Origin of the sequence: Mycobacterium basiliense (assembly GCF_900292015.1) — a bacterium.
Classification (GTDB): Bacteria; Actinomycetota; Actinomycetes; order Mycobacteriales; family Mycobacteriaceae; genus Mycobacterium; species Mycobacterium basiliense.
Window position 1 is genome coordinate 4,935,408 of sequence record NZ_LR130759.1, and the last position, 19,919, is coordinate 4,955,326.

The 19,919-nt window shown below is 65.0% G+C and carries 12 protein-coding genes and 1 tRNA gene; 5 read left to right on the forward strand and 8 right to left on the reverse strand.

All coding sequences use genetic code 11. The features are described from left to right. Position 1: 1 nt before the first annotated feature. Both MB901379_RS20965 and hpxO read left to right on the forward strand, forming a co-directional pair. A tRNA-Thr gene (locus MB901379_RS20965) sits at positions 2-73 on the forward strand. A gap of 150 nt (positions 74-223) precedes the next feature. After that, positions 224-1,390 (forward strand): FAD-dependent urate hydroxylase HpxO, encoded by a 1,167-nt coding sequence (hpxO, locus tag MB901379_RS20970; RefSeq protein WP_158018358.1) that lies wholly within the window; start codon positions 224-226, stop codon positions 1,388-1,390. Here the strand turns inward: hpxO and MB901379_RS20975 are convergent. From MB901379_RS20975 to MB901379_RS21005, 7 genes are all read right to left on the reverse strand, one after another. Beyond that, positions 1,374-4,076 carry a molybdopterin-dependent oxidoreductase gene (locus MB901379_RS20975; protein ID WP_158018359.1) on the reverse strand — a complete coding sequence of 901 codons (2,703 nt, stop codon included), beginning with the start codon at positions 4,074-4,076 and terminating at the stop codon, positions 1,374-1,376. The genes hpxO and MB901379_RS20975 overlap by 17 nt on opposite strands. Next, positions 4,073-4,897, reverse strand: coding sequence for an FAD binding domain-containing protein (locus MB901379_RS20980; RefSeq protein WP_158018360.1), 825 nt, complete (start codon positions 4,895-4,897; stop codon positions 4,073-4,075). The genes MB901379_RS20975 and MB901379_RS20980 overlap by 4 nt, the downstream gene beginning before the upstream one ends. Further along, entirely contained in the window at positions 4,897-5,217 is a 321-nt protein-coding gene (uraH, locus tag MB901379_RS20985) for a hydroxyisourate hydrolase (RefSeq protein ID WP_158018361.1), read from the reverse strand. The genes MB901379_RS20980 and uraH overlap by 1 nt, the downstream gene beginning before the upstream one ends. Before the next feature lie 37 nt (positions 5,218-5,254). After that, positions 5,255-5,758, reverse strand: a complete 504-nt coding sequence (gene uraD / locus MB901379_RS20990) for a 2-oxo-4-hydroxy-4-carboxy-5-ureidoimidazoline decarboxylase (RefSeq protein ID WP_158018362.1) — start codon at positions 5,756-5,758, stop codon at positions 5,255-5,257. A 26-nt stretch (positions 5,759-5,784) separates the two neighbouring features. Continuing rightward, positions 5,785-8,184, reverse strand: coding sequence for an arylsulfatase (locus tag MB901379_RS20995; RefSeq protein ID WP_158018363.1), 2,400 nt, complete (start codon positions 8,182-8,184; stop codon positions 5,785-5,787). A 74-nt stretch (positions 8,185-8,258) separates the two neighbouring features. Beyond that, complete coding sequence (locus tag MB901379_RS21000; RefSeq protein WP_158018364.1) at positions 8,259-9,038, reverse strand: enoyl-CoA hydratase; 780 nt, start codon at positions 9,036-9,038, stop codon at positions 8,259-8,261. Then, positions 9,035-10,768, reverse strand: a complete 1,734-nt coding sequence (locus tag MB901379_RS21005; RefSeq protein WP_158018365.1) for a PE domain-containing protein — start codon at positions 10,766-10,768, stop codon at positions 9,035-9,037. Before MB901379_RS21005 ends, MB901379_RS21000 begins: the two co-directional genes overlap by 4 nt. Before the next feature lie 152 nt (positions 10,769-10,920). Between MB901379_RS21005 and MB901379_RS21010 the strand changes: the two genes are divergently transcribed. Both MB901379_RS21010 and MB901379_RS21015 read left to right on the forward strand, forming a co-directional pair. Then, the gene (locus tag MB901379_RS21010) at positions 10,921-11,091 is read left to right on the forward strand and encodes a hypothetical protein (RefSeq protein WP_232021923.1); all 171 of its coding nucleotides are present in this window, start codon (positions 10,921-10,923) and stop codon (positions 11,089-11,091) included. A gap of 84 nt (positions 11,092-11,175) precedes the next feature. Then, positions 11,176-13,809 carry a helix-turn-helix transcriptional regulator gene (locus MB901379_RS21015; RefSeq protein ID WP_158018366.1) on the forward strand — a complete coding sequence of 878 codons (2,634 nt, stop codon included), beginning with the start codon at positions 11,176-11,178 and terminating at the stop codon, positions 13,807-13,809. A gap of 18 nt (positions 13,810-13,827) precedes the next feature. On the opposite strand, the gene MB901379_RS21020 is transcribed toward MB901379_RS21015, so the two are convergent. After that, complete coding sequence (locus tag MB901379_RS21020) at positions 13,828-18,267, reverse strand: non-ribosomal peptide synthetase (protein ID WP_158018367.1); 4,440 nt, start codon at positions 18,265-18,267, stop codon at positions 13,828-13,830. A gap of 546 nt (positions 18,268-18,813) precedes the next feature. On the opposite strand from MB901379_RS21020, the gene moaA reads away from it, so the two are divergent. Then, a complete protein-coding gene (gene moaA, locus MB901379_RS21025) occupies positions 18,814-19,884 on the forward strand; it encodes a GTP 3',8-cyclase MoaA (RefSeq protein ID WP_158019355.1) in 1,071 nt (356 codons plus the stop codon). Positions 19,885-19,919: the final 35 nt, after the last annotated feature.

A 19,919-nucleotide genomic window follows, 5' to 3' on the forward strand; every position in this document is an offset into this window, starting at 1 on the left:
GGCCTCCTTAGCTCAGTGGTAGAGCACTCGCCTTGTAAGCGAGCGGTCGTCAGTTCAATCCTGACAGGGGGCTCAAGCTTTCGGGGCTCACGTTTTCGACCAGCATTTTCGACGAGCGTTCATTTCGTTGCGGCAACCGTATTCGGAGCGCGCGCTGCACGCGCGAAATCGGGCCGGCCGTCATACCGTCGAGGCACGGCACCCGGACAGCGAGGAGGTAACGGTGAAAGTGGTGATCATCGGTGCCGGCATAGGTGGCATGAGCGCCGCGATTGCGCTACGACAAATCGGCATCGACACCGAGGTCTACGAGCGTGTCACGGAGAACAAGCCGGTCGGCGCCGCCATATCGGTGTGGTCCAACGGCGTGAAATGCCTCAACTACCTGGGACTCGCGGAGCAGACGGCACGGCTGGGCGGGATCGTCGACACGATGAGCTACGTCGATGCCCACACCGGAGAGACCATGTGCCGGTTCTCGATGCAGCCGCTCATCGATCAGGTCGGCCAGCGCCCGTATCCGATCGCACGCGCCGAATTGCAACAAATGCTGATGGCGGCCTACGGCATCGACGACATCCAGTTCGGCACGACCATGGTTGAGGTCGTCGGCGGCGACGGTGCTGCGACCGCGACGTTCGCCGACGGCACCACCGCGAGTGCCGACGCCGTGATCGGCGCCGACGGTGCGAACTCGATCACCCGGGAATACGTGCTCGGCCGGCCGGTTACCCGGCGCTACGCCGGCTACGTCAACTTCAACGGCCTGGTGGAAGCCGACGACGCCATCGGCCCCGCCACCGAGTGGACCATGCATGTCGGCGACGGCAAGCGGGTTTCGGCGATGCCGGTCTCCGGGGGCCGGTTCTACTACTTTTTCGACGTGGTCGAGCCCGAGGGCCGGCCTTTCAAAAAGGGATCCGCACGCGAGGTGCTACGCCAGCAGTTCGCCGGTTGGGCTCCAGGCGTGCAGGCATTGATCGACAAACTCGACCCGATGACCACCAACCGGGTCGAGATCCTCGACGTGGACCCGTTTCACACCTGGGTCAAGGGGCGCGTCGCCGTGCTCGGCGATGCCGCCCACAACACCACTCCCGACATCGGGCAGGGCGGATGCTCCGCGATGGAAGACGCGGTGGCACTGCAGTGGGCGTTCAAGGACAACCCCACCGACGTTGACGCCGCGCTGGCCGCCTATCAGGCCAGTCGCACCGAACGCGCCGGCGATCTGGTGTTGCGGGCCCGAAAACGTTGCGATCTCATCCATGCCAAGAACCCCGAGACCACTGCGGCCTGGTACGAGGAGCTGCGAAACGAAGACGGCACCAACATCATTCGCGGGCTCGTCGCCAGCATCATGGGTGGGCCGCTCACCCCGCTGAGTTGATCGACCGCCACACTCGGGCCGCAGTCATCGGCAGCCGAGTTACCCGGGCACCGCAGGCACGGGCGATCGCGTTGGCAAGCGCGGGCGCCACCGGGTTGTAGGGCGATTCAGCCATCGATTTCGCGCCCAACGGACCGAACTCGTCGAAGGTATCGGCGAAGTACACCTCGGTGATCGGCACGTCGGCGAACTGCGGAATGTGATAATCGCGCAGCGTCTGGGTAAGCACCCTGCCGTCGGCACCGATCTGCAGTTCCTCATAAAGCGCGGAGCCGATCGCCTGCGCCACACCGCCTTCCACCTGCCCGCGGCACTGCTCCGGGTTCATCACCACACCGGCGTCGGCTGCCTGAACGGACTGCAAGATCTCCACCTGGCCGGTAGCCGTGTTCACCGCAACCCGAAAGGCGTGCACGTTGAACGACACCGACCGTTGTCTCCCGTCGTGGTGTCCCTGGCCGGTCAACGGCATCGGCAGCTGCGCGAACCCCACCAGCTGGTCCCCGCACTGCACTCCGTGCGGGCCAAGTACACAGTCCTGCGGTGACATTCCCGCCGCCTCGGCGGCGGCCGCGACGATACGGGTGCGCAACTGGTGTGCCGCGGCCAGCGCCGCCCGTCCAGCGACCACGGTTCCCGCCGAGCCGAATGCCCCGGTGTCGTGATCGACGACGTCGGTGTCGGACTGGCGGATCGTCACCCGGTCGATGGTGGTGCTCAGGGCCGTGGCGACCAGCTGCGCATGCACGGTGGTGGTGCCGTTGCCGAACTCCGAGGTGCCCACGCCGAGGGTGTAGACCCCGCCGTCATCAACCGAGATTTCGGCGGAGGCAAGATGCCCGTTCGGGGGCACCGTCGCGATCATGGCCAGTGCCATGCCCTCCCCGACTCGCCAGTGCTCGCCGGCCGGCGCCGGTCGCCCGCCGCGGCGCAACGCATCCTGGGCCAGGTCCAGACATTGATCCAGCCCATAGCTGCCGAACATCAGGTCGTTCTCACCGGCATGGGCGTCGATGAACGGATCGCCGGGCACCACCACGTTGCGGCGCCGGAATTCGAACGCGTCGATGCCCAGTCGTTGCGCCAGCACGTCGAGCGCCGACTCCACCGCGAAGCTCATCTGCCCTACGCCGTAGCCGCGGAACGCCCCAGACGGCATGTTGTTGGTGTACACGGCTTGGGCGTCGACACGCTTGTTCGCGCAGCGGTACACCGACACCGACTCGCCGCAACCGTGGAACAGCACGCCCGGACCGTGGTTTCCGTAGGCCCCGGTATCCGTCAGCACGTCGACCGCCAGCGCGGTCAACACCCCCTCACCGTCGGCCGCTACGGTGACGTCGATGCGGTAGGGGTGGCGGCACGTCGCCCGGACGAACTCGTCGACACGGGTGAACTCGTAGCGCACCGGCCGGCCCAGTCTCAGCACGGCCAACGTCACCAGGTCCTCGGTGAGCATCTCCTGTTTGCCGCCGAATCCGCCGCCGACCCGCTTGGTGAAAACGTGCACCTGGTCGCGGTCCAGCCCGAAGACGTGACACAGTTCGTCGCGGACCAGAAACGGTGTCTGGGAACTGGTCCGAATCACCAGCCGCCCGAGGCTGTCTCGCCACCCGGTGCAGCCATGGGTTTCGAGGTGGGCCGGCTGCACTCGGGCGGTCTGCCACCGTCCGCGCACCACCGCTCCGCCGGAGGCCTCCGCGGCAGCAATGCCGGCTTCGACATCGCCGGTGCCGCCATGTAATTCGGCGACCAAGTTGCGCGCCGGGTCGGCGATGCGGGCCTGGCCGCCCTTGTCGGCGTGCAAGAGCACCGCGCCGGGCGCCCGGGCCTGCTCCGGTTCGAACACGGCCGGCAGTTCCTCGTACTCGATCTGGATCGCCCGGCAAGCTTTTTCGGCGACCGCCACGCTGTCGGCGACCACCGCCGCGACCCGCTGTCCGATGAAGCGAACGGTGCGGTCCAGCACATAGGTGTCGTCGGGGTCGTCGGTGCGCATCTCGTGGCGCGCGGTGGAGAACGCAACGGGTGGGCTGTCGTGGTGGGTGAGGATCAAATGGACGCCGGGCATCGCAGCGGCCACCGTGGTGTCGATCGAGGTGATGCGGGCGTGCGCGAGCGGGCTGCCGAGCACGGCCAGGTGCAGCAGGTCCTCGGGCGCATCGTCCATGGTGTACGACTCGGTGCCGGTCACCACCCGCAGCTCCGCAGGCGCGCCGATCGAACGACCGGCGTCGGATCCGCTGGACTTCTCGACGTTGACCCTGCCCTCCAACGCATCCAAGATCGCCCGGTAGCCGGCACACCGGCACAGATTTCCCTTGAGCTGTTGTGGTAGGTCGGCTAGTTCATCATCACCGAATGTCGACGCGGTGGTCACCATGCCGGCTGTGCAAAACCCGCACTGGAAGGCGGCCGCCTCGACGAAGCGCCGCTGCATCGGATGCAGGTCATCGGGAGTGCCCAACCCGGCCACCGTCGTGACCGTGCGGCCCGCCGCACGAAACGCCGGGAACACGCACGAGTGCACCGCGGACCCGTCGACCAAGACCGAACACGCACCGCAGTCACCGGCGTCGCAGCCCATCTTGACTTCGAAGTGGCCGTGCTCGCGCAGGAAGGTGCGCAGGCATTGCCCGGCCGCCGGTGTGGCGTCCAGGTCGGCACCGTTGACGGTGAACCTCATGTCAGCTCGGCCAGGATCTGCTCGGCCAGCACCAGGCTCACCGCTGCCCGCCAATCGGGATCGCCGTGTGCATCGCGGGTCCAGGCGCGGTCGGGAATGCCGGCGTGCGAGGCCCGCAGCTCCTCGACATCGGGGAGGGTAGGGAACTCAAACACCAAGGGGCGCATGGTAGCCGCCGTGATCGACAGCACGAAGCCGCCGCCATCCGACTCGGGGGTGCGACGGCCGATCACCACGATGCCGGAACGTCCCAGCGCGGACGAGGCAAGCTTGCGGAAGGCGGTACGAGCCCGCAACGCGGCGGCCGGCAGGTGAACTGAGCGCAGCACGTCGCCCGGCGCGAGCACATTGGTGCCCTGTCCGGTGACGAATTCCGCTACTGGCAGCGTGTAATCGTTGCCATCGGCGCGCCACACCGTCACCCTTGCGTCCAGCGCAGACAGCAGGGAGATCATCGCGCCAGCCGGAAAGGACAGGCACACATTGCCGCCGATGGTGGCGGTACGCCAGATCTTGGCCGACGCCAGCATCGCGGTGCAACACTGATACAGCAATGGACCGGCCGCCCATGCGGCGGGTAGCCGCCGCGATAGGACCGAAACCTCGGCGAGCGTGCACGTCGCGGCCAGTTCAATACCATTGTCACTCAACGTTATCGGCTGCCAGCCCAAGCCGGTGATATCGACCAGGCGATGGATGTGTACGTTCGGTTCGGAAAACAACCAGGTCCCGCCGGCGAGGATGGCGTCGGTGGGCCCCAGCGGCCACAGCTGCTCGCGGCTGCTGGGGATGCTGACCGTTTCGACTGAATTGAGATCCATCAACTGCCTCGGTAGGTCGAGTACGCATACGGCGACAGCAGCAGCGGCACGTGGTAGTGGGCGTCGGCGTCGGTGACCTCGAAGGCGACCACCACCTCCGGATAGAACCCGACCACACCGCGACCGGTGAAGTAGGCGCCGGTGTCGAAACGCAGTCGGTAGATCCCGGCCACCAACGACGTCCCAAACGATCTGACCCGACCGTCATCATCGGTGTGGCCGGTGGCCAGGATCGTTCCGGCGCCGTCGGTGAGGTGCACGGCGACTCCGGCCGCGGGTCGACCGCTCACGGCGTCTAGCACATGCGTCGAAAGGCTCATGGGTTCACCATGCCAGGCCAGCAGCGCAGTGCGGCGCCTACCCGAGCTCGCGCAGCAGGCGCTCCAGCCGCAGCCGGGTGATCTTGGCCAGTTCGTTGCGCATCACCCGGCGCTCGGTTTCCGGATCATGGTCGAGTCTTTGGGTCAGGTTCCCGAGCAATTCTTCGGCGGACCGTCCGCTGGCGCACACCAAGAAGATGTAGCCGAACTTGTCCTCGTACTTGCGGTTCTTCTCGGCGAGCTCGGCTCGCACGTCATCGTCGGCGTCGATGACGTGGGCCTGCTCACGCGCCGAGGACGCGTTGTCGACGTCGGCACCGATGCGCGGGTGGCCGTCCAGCGCGGCGTCGATCTCGGCCTCGGGCAGCTCGGCCAGCACCCGGCCCGCACGGTCCAGCAGCGCATCGACACCATCGAACGGCGCACCGGCCAGCACCCTGCGCGCCCAGATCGTCGTCGAGCACACGCCGAGCAATAGGCGCATTCGCTGGCGATCCGGGAGGCGATTGAACCCATCAACGCCCAAGGCGGGCTTCGTCATCTGCAACGGCTCGCACTTTCAGCCGATCATTGCTTGGCCATGGCCACGTTGAACCGATCCTCCGCGGTGATCAGGTGGTCGTGGCCGTCTTCGGCGAGATCGATCTGTACCCAATCGATGCCTCCGGTGAACGCGTTGCCGGTGGGCCCGTAGTCCGGCGAAGCGGGCGAGCCGGTATCGCGCCCGACATCGCAGGCCTCGTCGGCGGAGAAGGCCATTGGTTGGGTGCGTTCGACCCGTCCCTTTCCGACGGCTTCGCCGTCGTAAAAGAGCGTGACATCGCCACCCTTTCCCAAACCGCCTCCGTCGTAGGCGAATTCCATCCGGACCTGGTGTTTGCCGGCGGGGATGTTCTTGGTCGCCGCCACCAGGTAGTGATCGATGCCCAGGAAGTTGTAGCAATACTTGAGCTTGCCTTCGTGGGCGTACAGCGTCCAGCCGCCGGCGCTGCCGCCCTGGGTGGTAATCACCCCGCTGACCCCGCCCTTTGGCACCGCCACCTCGGCGGTCACCGAGTGTGATTTGTTCTTGATATTCAACACGCACCATTCACTGACGCGCATGCCATTGAACAGCACCTGGCTGTTTCCCCGTACCAGCTGCGGCCGACCGGCGATTTCGGGGTTGATCCGCTCAAAACCGCGATCATCAAGCGGGACGACGTTGTACTTGGTTGCCTCGATGAGCCAAAGCCGTTGCAGCTCAGCAAGTTTTGCTGGGTTTTCGGCCGCCAGGTTGTGAGCCTGGGTCCAGTCGTCGGGGGCGTACAGTTCCCACACATCATCGTCGAACGGCGGCGGGACGTCGGCCTTCCACGGGGTGCGGTGCTTGGTCACCGCCGTCCACCCCTGGAAGTAGATGCCGCGGTTGCCCATCATCTCGAAATACTGGACCTCGTGTGTCTCCGGTGCCTGCGCTGTACGCAAGGTCGACATCATGCTCACCCCTTCCAGCGGCGCCTGGGTTATCCCGTTCACCGAATACGGTGCCGGCAGGCCGGCTGCCTCCAGGATCGTCGGGGCCACGTCGATCACGTGATGGAACTGATTTCGCATCCCGCCCTTGTCCGCCAGCCCGGCCGGCCAGTGCACAATCGTGCCGTTGCGGGTGCCGCCCCAGTGCGAGGCGACCTGCTTGGTCCACTGGTAGGGCGCGCAGAGGGCATGCGCCCAGCCGACGGCGTAGTGGTTGTAGGCATCCGGGGTTCCGAAGTGAGCAATCTTGGACAGCAAAAACTCCGTCGTCTCGATCCCGGGCAGACCGTTGAGCGTCGTCATCTCGTTGAAGCAGCCGTTGAGCGTGCCCTCGGCCGAGGCGCCGTTGTCGCCGATGATGTAGTAGATGAGCGTGTCGTCGAGGACGCCGAGGTCGGCGATGGCGTCCACCACGCGGCCCACCTCATGATCGGTCTGCTCGAGGAACCCGGCATAGATCTCCATCTGCCTGGCCAGCACCGGTCTGAGCTCGTCGGACATCTCGTCCCAGGCGGGGATCTCGTCGTGGCGCTTGGTCAGTTCGGCGTCTTTGGGCACCACCCCGAGTTTCTTCTGCGCCTTGAGAGTCTTCTCCCGCAGCACGTCCCAGCCGTCGTCGAACTTGCCCTGGTACTTGTCCGACCACTTCCTGGGCACGTGATGTGGCGCATGGGTCGCACCGGGCGCGAAATACATGAAAAACGGCTTGTCCGGCATCAGCGCCTTTTGTTGGCGCACCCAGGTGATCGCTCGATCCGCTAGATCCTCGGTGAGCGTGTAGCCCTCTTCCGGAGTCTTCGGCGGCTCCACCGCAGTGGTGCCCTCGTACAGACCCGGGTAGTACTGATTGGCCTCGCCACCGACGAAACCGTAGAAGTATTCGAACCCAGAACCCGTCGGCCACTGATGGAATGGACCCATCGGGGTGACCTCCCACCCCGGCACCTCGTGACACTTGCCGAATTGTGCGGTGGAGTAGCCGTTGAGCTTCAAGGTCTCGGCTATGGGTGCCTTCTCCTTGGGCCTGATGCTGTTGTTACCGGGCGCCGAGGTGGCCATCTCGGTGATCGCCCCCATCCCGACCGAGTGGTGGTTGCGGCCGGTCAACAATGCTTGCCGGGTGGGTGAGCACAGCGCGGTGGTGTGGAACCGGTTGAGCTTGAGACCGCCGGCCGCCAGCCGCTCGGCCACCGGCGTGTGACATGGTCCACCAAACGCCGACGACGCGCCGAAACCGACATCGTCGATCAATACGATGAGAACGTTCGGCGCGCCCTGCGGGGGGCGCAGTTCCTTGATCGGTGGGTATTTGGTGTTGGGATCTTTGGCATCGTAGGTGGTCAACCCGACGTGCTTGGGGTCCGGGATGGGCAAGTGCTCTCTGGCCACACGGGGCTCGGGGGGCTCGGTGAGCTGGGCCTTGGTTGGCGACTTCTTCGCTGCTCTTGTCATCCCTATCTCCTCGTCAATCCGCTTTACTACCAAGGTAACTGGCGCTCACACTTACCCTGGGGCCGCGAGCACCGTTATCGGTTCTTACGCGCCAGGAACGCCTGCATATGCTGTTGCGGCTCGCCGGTAAGAAACGCGAGGCCGAACTGCTCGACGCTGTCCTCGATTGCCCCGTGAACGGTCATATCGAACCACTTGTTGAGTAGCCGCTTTTGTTGACGGACCGCCTGCGGGCCAAAGCCGGCGAGTCGTGTGGTGAGTTCGGTGATCCTGTGGTCCAGCGCGTCGGCGGCAACGACTTCGTGTACCAGGCCCCAGCCGGCCGCGGTATCGGCGCCAATCGTCTCGCCGGTCAGCAGCAGCCAGGTTGCCCGTGAGGCCCCGATCAGCGCCGGCATCAAGGCCGCATGGATCACCGACGGGATTCCCACCGCGACTTCGGGCATGCCGAATTTGGCGCCGGTCTCGGCGATCCGCAAATCACAGCACATCGCGATTTCCAGGCCACCGCCCAGGCACCACCCAGCGAGCCGGGCGATGACAGGGACCGGACATTCACGAATCGCCTCGCACAGATCCGCGAGTCGGCGAATGAACGCCTCGGCACTGGACCGGTCAAGGGTGACCATTTCTTTGATATCGGCGCCACCGATGAACGCCTTGTCGCCTCCCCCGCGCAGCACGACCACCCGCACCTCGGGGTCCTGACCGATACCGCGGAATGCGTTGGTAAGTGCCGCGATAGCTGCCGTGCCGACAATGTTCAGCGGTGCCGAGTTGAGCAATTCGATGGTGGCCGCGCCGCCGTCACGACCGAGTTCGACGAACCGGTTTTCCGTCGCCTCCTCGGTCACGGGAGCAGGTTGGGCACGCTGGTCGTCAGGCCCCCGGTGGCGCCGCACACGGCGTTGACCACGTCTTCGGTCATCGCGATCGGGAAGTTGATCGCCGCCGTGCCGACCTCCTCGATGCCATCCCGAACCGCGGTCAAGATGGTTGTCGGATCACCGGTGAACAGCGAATAGAAAATGTCCCAGCCCGCGTACTGCGGCGCGGTGATCAAGTTACGCACGTCGACGAACAGCTGCGTCGGCAATGTCGCTGGCGCGACCGGTATCCCGTCCCAACTGACCATCGTCCAACCACTGGAGGGATTGCCCTCTACCACGACCACGCCGGTGTTGGGCAACGGGTGGGTTAGCAGGAGCAGCGGATCAGGATTGTCGACGTTCATCATCGTCCCGACCCCGATGGTGAACGCGCTTGAGTAGGCGACGTCGGTGATCTTGCCGTCGGCGGCCAACACCGGATTCGCCAGCGCAGCGCTATACATCGTGTCCACGGCGTTGGTGAAGCCCTCGTTGAACACCACCCCGTTGAAGTCGAGGGAGCCGGGGGTCAGCATCGGCATGATCGGGAATCCGAGGGTCCACGCCATCGGGCCCACCAGATATAGCAGGCCCGCGGGACTGATCTGCGCAATGCCATCGAAAATGCCGGCACTAATCTCATTGAGCCCGGCCAACTCGGGAACGGCCGCTATCCCGTACATGGCGGCCAACGGCGCGGCGGTTTCTTGCGTCCTGAGCAACTGCGAGTCGAAGATCCCGGCGTAGGGGCCCTTCGCGAAGAGCGCGCTGGCGATAGCGTCCGCCTGTAGCTGCCCCTGCGCGGTGAGCGGCGGTCCGGGCACATTGGTGTCGATCAACGCTGCCACGTTGCTCGCCGTCTGTCCGTGCCGGACAAAGTCGATCACGATCGACTGGCCGCCGCCGGTGTTGGTAATCCAGCCGGTGGCGGGCTCCCCGATAAAGAGACCACCCCGGCCGGCCAACGCGCCGGCGCCACCAGCACCACCGTTGCCGAAGAACAAGGCGTCGCCACCGACACCCCCGACACCTCCCCCACCGCCGGTGCCGCCGTTACCCATCAGCCAGCCACCGACACCGCCCACACCTCCGGTGCCGCCGCCGAAGCCAGCACCACCGGCGCCGCCGTTGCCGATCAGGCCGGCGTTTCCGCCGGCGCCGCCCGCGATGGCACCCATGCCCCCGGTGGGGGTATAGCCGGTGCCGCCGTCACCGAACAGGATCCCGCCGGCACCGCCGGTAGGGTTGGCCGCCGTTCCGGCGGTACCGTTGCCGATCAGCCCACGCCCGAGCAGCAACTCGGTGGGCGCATTGATAACCGGATCTACCGCCTGACCGAACGGGCTGGCAATCCACGCTTGACCGACGCTGTGAATCGGACCGTAGACGGCGGTCTGGAACCCGTCGGAAACCGCCGAACCCAGACCGGCGACGATGGTCGCCTCGGCGCCACCATACGATGCCGCCGCCGCGCTAAGAGTGCGCACGAACTGCCCGTGATACGCCGCCAGCTGCGCCGCCGTCGCCTGATACTCGCGGGCGTGCGCGCCGAACAACGACGCAATGGCCCCCGACACCTCATCGGCGGCCGCCGCCATCACCTCAGTCGTCGGAATCGCTGCCGCCAGATTGCCGGCGCTGACTGCCGACCCGATCTGCACCACCTCCGCCGCTACCGTCTCCAACATGTCCGGCGCTACGAGCACAAAAGACATCGCCTACCCCTGGTGTTGTCGCGTACTAGCCATCATGGTGGCCAGCCGCAAAGAAGATGCGGCGTTTCGGCAAACGAGTTCCCCGATCGTCGATATCAATCGGGTACGGCCATACTCACTCCAGCGGGTTCCGATATCCACACGCTGATCTGGTGGCAGAGGATCGCACCGAGCTCGAGGTAGCGCTACGCAAATTGCCATTGCCGTACTCGCTGGCCCTGCGGCTACCCGACGCCGGCGTGGCCCGCGAGGTGATCTGTGAGTACGTCGGTGTCGAGGAAGATTCACTGGACGGCTTTTTCGCATCGCCGAAGCGAAGCTGATCGCGCTACACAAATAGGCGAGCCGCAGCGCACCGCGTTGGTTGTTCGACTGCGCGCCGCCGATGGCTCTCCTACGCTATCCGGGTGCGGTTGACATGGCCGCTGATCGGCCGGTCACAGGAGATGGCGCTCATCGAGGCCGCCATTTCTGACGCGGGAACGGCCGGGATCGTCGTCTGCGGGGCCGCCGGTGTCGGAAAGAGCCGAGTTGCCCACGAGGCACTCTCGGCCGCGGCAGCGCGCGGGTGCCAGACTCGGTGGGCGGTCGGTACCGCGTCGGCGCGGTCGCTTCCACTCGGGCCCTTCGCGGCATGGGTGAGCTTGCCGGAACCCGACAACAGCCAACTGGTTCACCTCGTCCGCGACGTCATCGACTCGCTGACCGCCGCACCACCGCACACCCCGGTGATCATCGCCATCGACGACGCGCATCTACTCGATGACTTGTCGACCTTCGTTCTCCATCAGATCGTCCAGCGTGGCGCGGCGAAGGTGGTGTTGACGATCCGCGGCGGTGAACCGGTTCCCACTGCGGTACAGGATGTTTGGCGCACCCCCCGGTTCGAGCGCTTGGACGTGCAACCACTGTCTGCCGACGAAACTGCGATGCTGCTCTCGGCAACGCTAGGCGGCTCGGTGGATCCGGATGCCGTCCAACGCATGTGGAGACTGACCCGAGGCAATGTGCTCTATCTACGCAATATCGTCGAGCAGGAGCTGTCCGATGGGCGTCTCGGACAGCAGCATGGCTACTGGCGGTGGACCGGTGATCCGATCGTGCCACCCAGCCTTGCCGAATTGATCGAGTCGCGGGTCGGAACGCTGCCAGATGCGGTCGGCGACGTCGTGGATTCGCTCGCGGTTGGCGAACCTCTTGACCTAGCGGCGTTGACGCGCATCACCGACCGGGCAGCGATCGAAGACGCCGACATGCGGGGCTTGATCACACTCGGTGAGGTCGATGACCGGGTCGAAGTCCGGCTTGCTCATCCGCTGTACGGCGAGCTGCGTCGAAAGCGTGCCGCCGCGACAAGATTGCGTCGGCTGCGCGGACAGGTCGCCCTCGAGCTGGCCGCGTCGGACGACCGCGACGAGGTGCGAACGGTGGTCCGGCGCGCGGTATTGAGCATCGATTCCGATCTCGTCCCGGACCCGGACTTGCTGATCAGGGCCGCCGAGGGCGCGATGTTCCTGGCGGATGCTCCCGCGGCCGATCGGCTGGCAGCCGCGGCCGTTCGCGCGGGTGCGGGAGCGCAGGCGTACAAGATCCGCGCATTTGCGCTGGCGTGGCAGGGCCGCGGTGCGGAGGCCGACGCCGTGCTGGCCGGAACGCCTACCGATGGATTGACGGAGGCCGATTGCATGTTCCTGATCGGCCAGCGAGCCTTCAACAAGCTGTGGGGTCTTGCCGACCCCGATGGGGCGAAAGAGCTCATCGACGAAGCCGCCCGGATGGCGACGACGTCCACACGTAACTTCAGCGATGCCTACCAGATCGTCTACTGGGCATCGATGGCCCAGCCGAAGCGGGCATCGCGGCTGGGCGTCGGCGTCGACCTTGAGCGACTACCCGGGATCACCAGCGCGGCGGCGGCCTGGGCGCTGGTTGTCGCCCATGGCGATGCAGGGCGTATCGCCGAGGCGAATCGGACGGCCGAAATCGGCTATGCCTACGTTCAGCGCACGACAACAGCCGCCCACATGAGGTTGCTCATCGTTGACCGGCATGTCGGCGCGCTTCTACAGTGCGGTCGGATACGCGAAGCGGACTCACTGGCCGAGCAGGCGCGCATCCAGACCACCGATGCCCCCGGCGTTGGCAGGTTGCTCAGCGCCGGCATCGTGGGCCGGGTCGACGTCGGATCGGGCCGGCTGAGCCAAGGCAAGTCGGCATTGGAATCGGTCGTCGAGCTCTTTACCGGCGACTCCAACGGTTTTCGATACCGATACCTACTCCCACTTGCCACCGCCTTGGCGATGTGCGGGTTGACCGCCGAGGCGGCCACCGCGCTTCGAACTGCTGCGACGGAACACCATCGAAGCTATGGATTCGTCGACTATGAGCGTGAGCTGGCGCGCGCCTGGGTGGCAGCTTGTCAGGGAGCGGTCAGTGAAGCGATCAAGATTGCCCAGTCTGCCGCCGAAACTACTTGTTCCAATGGTCAATTCGCTGCGGAGGTGGTGTGTCTGCAGACCGCGGCGCAGTTCGGCGATGGTTCGACAGCGATCCGGCTGCGTGAGCTCGAAGCGATCGTGGAGGGGCCTCGGGTCGGCGCGGCCGCCCGGTTCGCAACCGCTCTGGCCGCCAGCGATGGGGCCGCATTAGCTTCGATGTCTGAGGAATTCGAAGATCTGGGCGATCTTGTCGCGGCACTGGATGCGGCTGCGCACGCCGCGACCGCATATCGCAAGAGGGACTTGCGGGGCTCGGCATTGGGCTGCGCCACCCGGGCAGATGCGCTGGCCGAACGGTGTGGCGGAGCTGCAACGCCAGCGCTTCGGCAAGCCAGCATGCGCGTTCCATTGACCTTGCGCGAGCGAGAGATCGTGATGCTGTTGGGTGAAGGCTTGTCCAGTCGCGCTGTGGCAGAGCGGCTCACGCTGTCGGTACGCACCGTGGAAGGCCACATCTACCGGGCAATGGCCAAGACCGGCGTCTCAAACCGCGAGGAGCTTGCGGCTCTGCTCACGCCGAGGGGGCGAAAGCAGCGACGGTAAGAAGCCCTTCGGGGCCTCCTACCTGCCATCACCGAAACGTACATCGACTGAAGACAGCGGCCGCTGCGGGTCGGCGGTCAACTCCGCCAGCAACTTGGCCAACCGGTGGATCAGGTTTTCGACGGCCGCCGTGGTAAACACCGTGGTGCGATATTCCACGGCGCCGCCGATACCTGCGGGCTCGGCGGCGTCGGTGAAATTCTCGGCCAGGGACAGCAGTAGGTCCATCCGAGCGGTCTGGGTGTGTAGCGTGACCGGCGTTACGTCCAGCTCCCCCAGCGCCGTCCGGGGAGGTGTGTTGTTTTGCCATGCCAGCATCACCTGGATCAGCGGTTGAGCAGGTAGCGACCGGGCAGCGTTGACCCGGTCGACCAGGATTCCGTAGGGCATGTCCTGGTGCTCGAAGGCGTGCAGGCTAACGGCCCGTACCCGGGCCAGCAGTTGGGCAAAGCTCGGATCGTCGGCCACCCCCACACGCAGCACCACGGTGTTGACAAAGATGCCGATCAGCTCATCGAGAGCCGGGTGATTGCGCCCGGCGACGGCAACGCCGACCGGGATGTCTTTGGTAGCACTGAGTTTGGCGAGCAGCGCAACCAGGCCCGCGTGGACGACCATGAAGCTGGTGGCGTGATGTTCGCGCGCCAGGCCGGCGATCTGCTGGTGCAGGGCCGCCGACCACCTCACCGACACCGTGTCGCCCCGGTTGTCGGCACCGGGCGGGTAGGGCAGGTCGCCGGGCAGCTCAACCTGTTCAGGGATGCCAGCCAGCGCCTCTTCCCAATATCGAAGGTGTGCGCACATATTGCTCTGAGGATCGGAAAGATCGCCCAGGTATGCGCGCTGCCACAGCGTGAAGTCGACGTACTGAACCGGGAGCGGTGCCCACGCCGGGGCCTCTCCGTCGCATCGGCTGCGATACGCCATGTCGAGATCGGCCGCGAGCGGAGCCAGCGACCAACCATCGGCAGCGATGTGATGCACGATGACGGCCAGCAGATGGGTATCGTCGCCGAGCCGGTAAAGCCGGACGAACAAAGGGATCTCGGTGGCCAAGTCGAAGCTGTGGCGGGCATCGACGGCGAGGGCTTGGTGGAGCCGCTCGTCCGGCCATGCCACGGCGTCAATGATTTCCCAGCCGAAGTCAGCCTGTCGCGCGGGCAACACGACCTGGTGGGGCATTTCCCCAACGGTTGGGTAAATGGTGCGCAAGGCTTCGTGGCGGTCCACCACATCGGCCAGCGCCTGGTGCAGCGCTGCCACGTCGAGCGCCCCGCCAAGTCGCAGCGCCCAGGGAATGTTGAAGACCGGAGAGCCACCGCGCAGCTGGTTGACGGTCCACATCCGTTCCTGGGCAAATGACAACGGCACCCGCGACGGACGTCGCACCGGCACCAACGGAGCGGGCCGAGTCGATCCGGCGCCGATCCGCGGGGCCAGTTGGGCGATCGTCGGCGTCTCGAACAACGCCCGTACCGATAGCTGCGCATCCAAGGTGGTGTTGATCGCGGCGATCACACGCATCGCGAGCAGGGAGTCCCCGCCCAGATCGAAAAACGATTGGTCGATGCCGACGCGTTCAACACCCAGGACGTGCCCGTAGATGCCGGCCACGATTTCCTCGACGGCGGTAGTGGGAGGCTGATACCGATGGCTGGTGTAGTCGGGAGCGGGCAAGGCGGCGATGTCAAGCTTGCCGTTCGCGGTCAACGGCAGCCGATCTAGAACCAAGATCGCGGCGGGCACCAGATAAGGCGGCAAGATAGCGGCCAATGCTTCGCGGGCCGCGGCCGACTCGGCCACACCGGTGATGTAGCCCACCAGACGTTTGTCACCGGGGCGGTCCTCGCGAGCGATCACCGCCGCTTGACCCACCCCCGGCAACCGGGACAACGCGGCCGCGACCTCGCCGGGTTCGATCCGGTATCCACGAATCTTGACTTGCCCATCGCAGCGACCCAGGAAATACAGCTGTCCGTCAGCGCCCCACCACACCAGGTCACCGGTGCGATACATGCGCCGGCCCGCGGCCCGGGCACCGCCGAACGGGCACGCAACGAACCGTGTTGCCGTCAACGTCGAGCGGCGCCAGTATCCGCATGCTAGCTGGTCGCCCGCGACATACAGCTCGCCCACCACGCCCACGGGCACCTGCTGCAACCACTGATCCAACACGAATAGCGCCACCCCGGGCAACGGGCGACCGATCGGCGGCGCCCCCGAGCCCGGTGTCAACGGCGCACTGACGCACACGCATACCGTGGCTTCGGTCGGCCCATAGGCGTTGATCATCACCCGACCGCACGCCCACCGCTGCACCAACTCACTGGGACAGGCTTCCCCACCCACCACCAACGCCGTGCCGGTCAGCCCGTCCGGAGACAACGCCGCCGCCGCCGAGGGCGTCTGAGTCAACGCGGTGACTCGTTGAGCCGCTAGCAGCGCACGGAAGTCCTCGGGAGACCCGGTGACCTGTTCGGGTACGACCACCACCCGCCCACCCTGCAGCAGGGGGCTCAGAATTTCCCACACCGAAAAGTCGAAAGCATACGAATGGCAATGGGTGACCGCCTGACACGCCGAGGCGGTAAAGGGCGTGGGCGACGTGATGAGCTGGACGACATTGCGGTGGGTGATCGCCACCCCCTTGGGCTCACCGGTGGTTCCCGAGGTGTACAGCACGTAGGCGATATGGTCGGCGACCGGCGGCGGTAAGTCGCGGTCGGATTCCTTGGCGAGGGAGGGGTCGTCGACATCGATGACAGCCAGGTCATTGCCGGCAAGCCGAGCGGTGAAGTCACCGGACGTCAGCACGGCGGCCGGGTTGATGTCCGCCAGCATGAAGGCGATACGCGCCGTCGGGTGCGCCGGATCCATGGGCAGGTAAGCGGCGCCGGTCTTCAGCACCGCCAGGATGGCGACGACGGCCTGGCGACTGCGGGCCATCAGGAGCGCCACCACGTCGCCGGGACCCACCCCATGACCGGTCAAGCGGTGGGCAAGCCGGTTGCTGGCGGTGTCGAGTTGCCGATAGGTCATCGCGTTGCCCACGCAGCTCAGCGCCACCGCCTCGGGGACCCGGGCCACCTGGTCCGCGAACAGCGCTGGCACCGAAGGCATCTCGGCTGTGACGCGACTCAGGGCGGAACGGTTGCCCCACTCATCGAGTAGGGCGCGCTCGCGTTGGTCGATCAACTCGATCGAGGACAGTCGTCGCCCGGGATCGGAGGCCATGGTGGCCAACAGCTTGTCCAACCGGTTGGCCACAACTGCGACATCGAGTTCGGCAAGAGGCGGACCAGCCCCCGCGGTGATCAACGACATCCGGCGACCGTCACTGATGAAGGACATTTTGAACTGTTCGACTCGACCGAAGTTCCGGTACAGCACCGACGCGGGCGCTTCGCCGAATGGGGCAATGGCCGCCAGTGGGAAGACATTGACACTCACGGCTCCAGCGGAGCGTGTTGCGGCTGGAAATCGCTGATGCTGTACCGCTTCCCGGATCCGGGAGTCCACATGCTCACACAATTCGGCAACCGTCGAACCTGCCGAAAGTCTCAACACCAGCGGCACCGTCGAGACGAGCAGACCCGGAATTGTCCGTAACCGTGGCGCTGTTCGCCTGTTGACCGGAAAATCGAGCACTACCGTTGATCCGCCGCCACCACGCCCACGCACCAACAGCCCACACGCCGCGGCAATGACCGACGATCGACGAACTCCTACGGTGTCCGCCAGCCGTTGCACAGCGGCCAGAACGGCCGGATCCAACTCGACTGGCGCCGAAGCGATATCCGGATCACACTGGCTCGGGGCGTGTTGCAGCCGATGACCTGACTCGGTTTCCGGGACGGCATTGCGCCGCCAGTAGGCACGGTCGTCCGCGTAATCACTGGAGTTCTCGTACTCCGCTTCAGCGTCAACCAGGTCTCGCAACGAGCCAAAGAACCCAGCCGGAACCGCTGCGCCGGAGGCGATCGCCGAATACACCGATGCGATTCGATTGATAAGAAGAACCGACGCAAAGCCGTCGACGACAATGTGGTGCATACACATGAAGAGCCGAAATTCGGCAGGCCCGGTCCTAAACAAGGCAAACCTGAACAATGGCCCGGTCCATGGCATCGGCGTGCGCTGGATCGACGTCGCCAACCTGTCGGCCTCGCCCAACGCATCCGGCAAGCCGCTCATATCGTAGAAGGGGACCCGGACTTCTGGACCATCGATGACCCGCTGGAGAACCTGGCCGTCGGCTTGGAAAAATGACGCCCGCATCGGCTCGGCTTCAGCTACCACCTGCCGGACCGCGCGCTCCAGCAGATCGGGTTCCACCACGCCACGAATGATCACGAACCAGCTGACCTGCCAGTCGGCGCCAGGGGCGCCGAGTTCCTGGTCAAGCCAGATATCAAGCTGCGAGCGCGTCAGCGGAAGCGCGCGCTCGTCAAGGCGCATGGCACCGGCGCCGCCGGTCCGGCGTGTCTTTTCCGAACTCCCGGCTACGCATTTGAGTCAGATTGTCGTTGGACGTGACCTGGACGGCCGACACGGGCCGAGCATAGCCCGGGGTGGGCTAGGGCAGCGTCGGATTGGGCGCTCGACGCCACCGGCCGAAGCCATCACCGCGGCATCTCAGGTCGGACCATCGTCACGAAATTCGAATTTTGCTGCAGTTCACTATGTTTCATGGCTTCGGTAATCAGCACAGTCTCGCGACAACGCGCCACCCGGTCAATCAACGTCATACCAAGCGGTCACCAATTCAGCGCGCAATGAACGCTTCTTGTTTTCCGGAGAAATCTAGAGCCGACAAACTCTGCGAGGTAAGGTGGGATGCGTGACCGCGGTCGACGATGTTCGCCGGTTCTGCGCCAGACGGGTTGATTCATAGCGATGCACCCGCGCCAAACCGATGACAATATTTATTCATATATCGACGAATTTAGGAGCCCACTTCGTGCCCGGCGACGAAACCACCCAATTTGACGGCAAGCAGCACGGATCCTATTACCGGAGGCCGGGTTGAACTCGACGATAGTGCGTGACATCTTTCGCCGTCCGTTGACAGATTTGCGACTGTCGGTGATCGATCAATGCAATCTACGATGCCAGTATTGCATGCCCCAGGAACACTACAAATGGTTGCCGAAACGCGACCTGCTGACCTGCGACGAGATTGACCGCATCGTCGATGTGTTTGCCGAGGCCGGGGTGCGGAAAGTACGCATAACCGGTGGCGAGCCGTTGATCCGGCCGGATCTGGCCGAAATTGTCGAGGTACTTGCCCGCAAGTTGATGGGACCCGCTGACCTCAGCGACATCGCGATAACCACTAATGGCGTGTTGCTAGCCGACCGCATCGAAGAGCTGAAGGCCGCGGGTCTGTGCCGGGTAACCGTCAGTTTCGACACGCTGCGCCCCGACCGCTTCGAGGCGCTGAGCCGACGCCGGCCAAGTACGCACGCCAAGATCGTCGCCGGCATTCGTTCGGTTTTTGCGGCCGGTTTCTCCAACACCAAGCTCGATACCGTGGTGATAAGGCATGTCAATGACGATGAACTCCGCGATCTCATCGAATTCGGCAAGACCGTAGCCGCCGAGGTCAGATTTATCGAATACATGGATGTTGGCGGCGCAACAAACTGGTCATCCGCGATGGTAGTTCCGAAAGCAGAAATGCTGGCCACCTTAGAAAGACACTATGGGGCAATTCAGCCCCTACCGAAGCTCGACAGCGCGCCGGCCAATCAATTCTCGTTACCCGACGGCACGATTTTCGGTATTGTGGCGTCGACCACCGATCCCTTTTGTGCCACCTGCGATCGATCTCGCTTGACCGCCGACGGGATTTGGCTGCATTGCCTGTACGCATTGAACGGGATCAACCTGCGCGACCCTTTGCGAGCCGGCGCCACTCATTCCGAATTGCTGGCAATTATCAGCGAGGGATGGAAACGGCGGGCCGACCGGGGAGCGGAAAACCGGCTTGCCCAACAGGAGCGGGGCGTATTCCTTCCAGTTAGTTCGTTGCAGCGTGACCCCCACCTTGAGATGCACACCCGAGGCGGTTAGAGCATTGGAGACAAAGAAGCCGACGGCGACTAAGG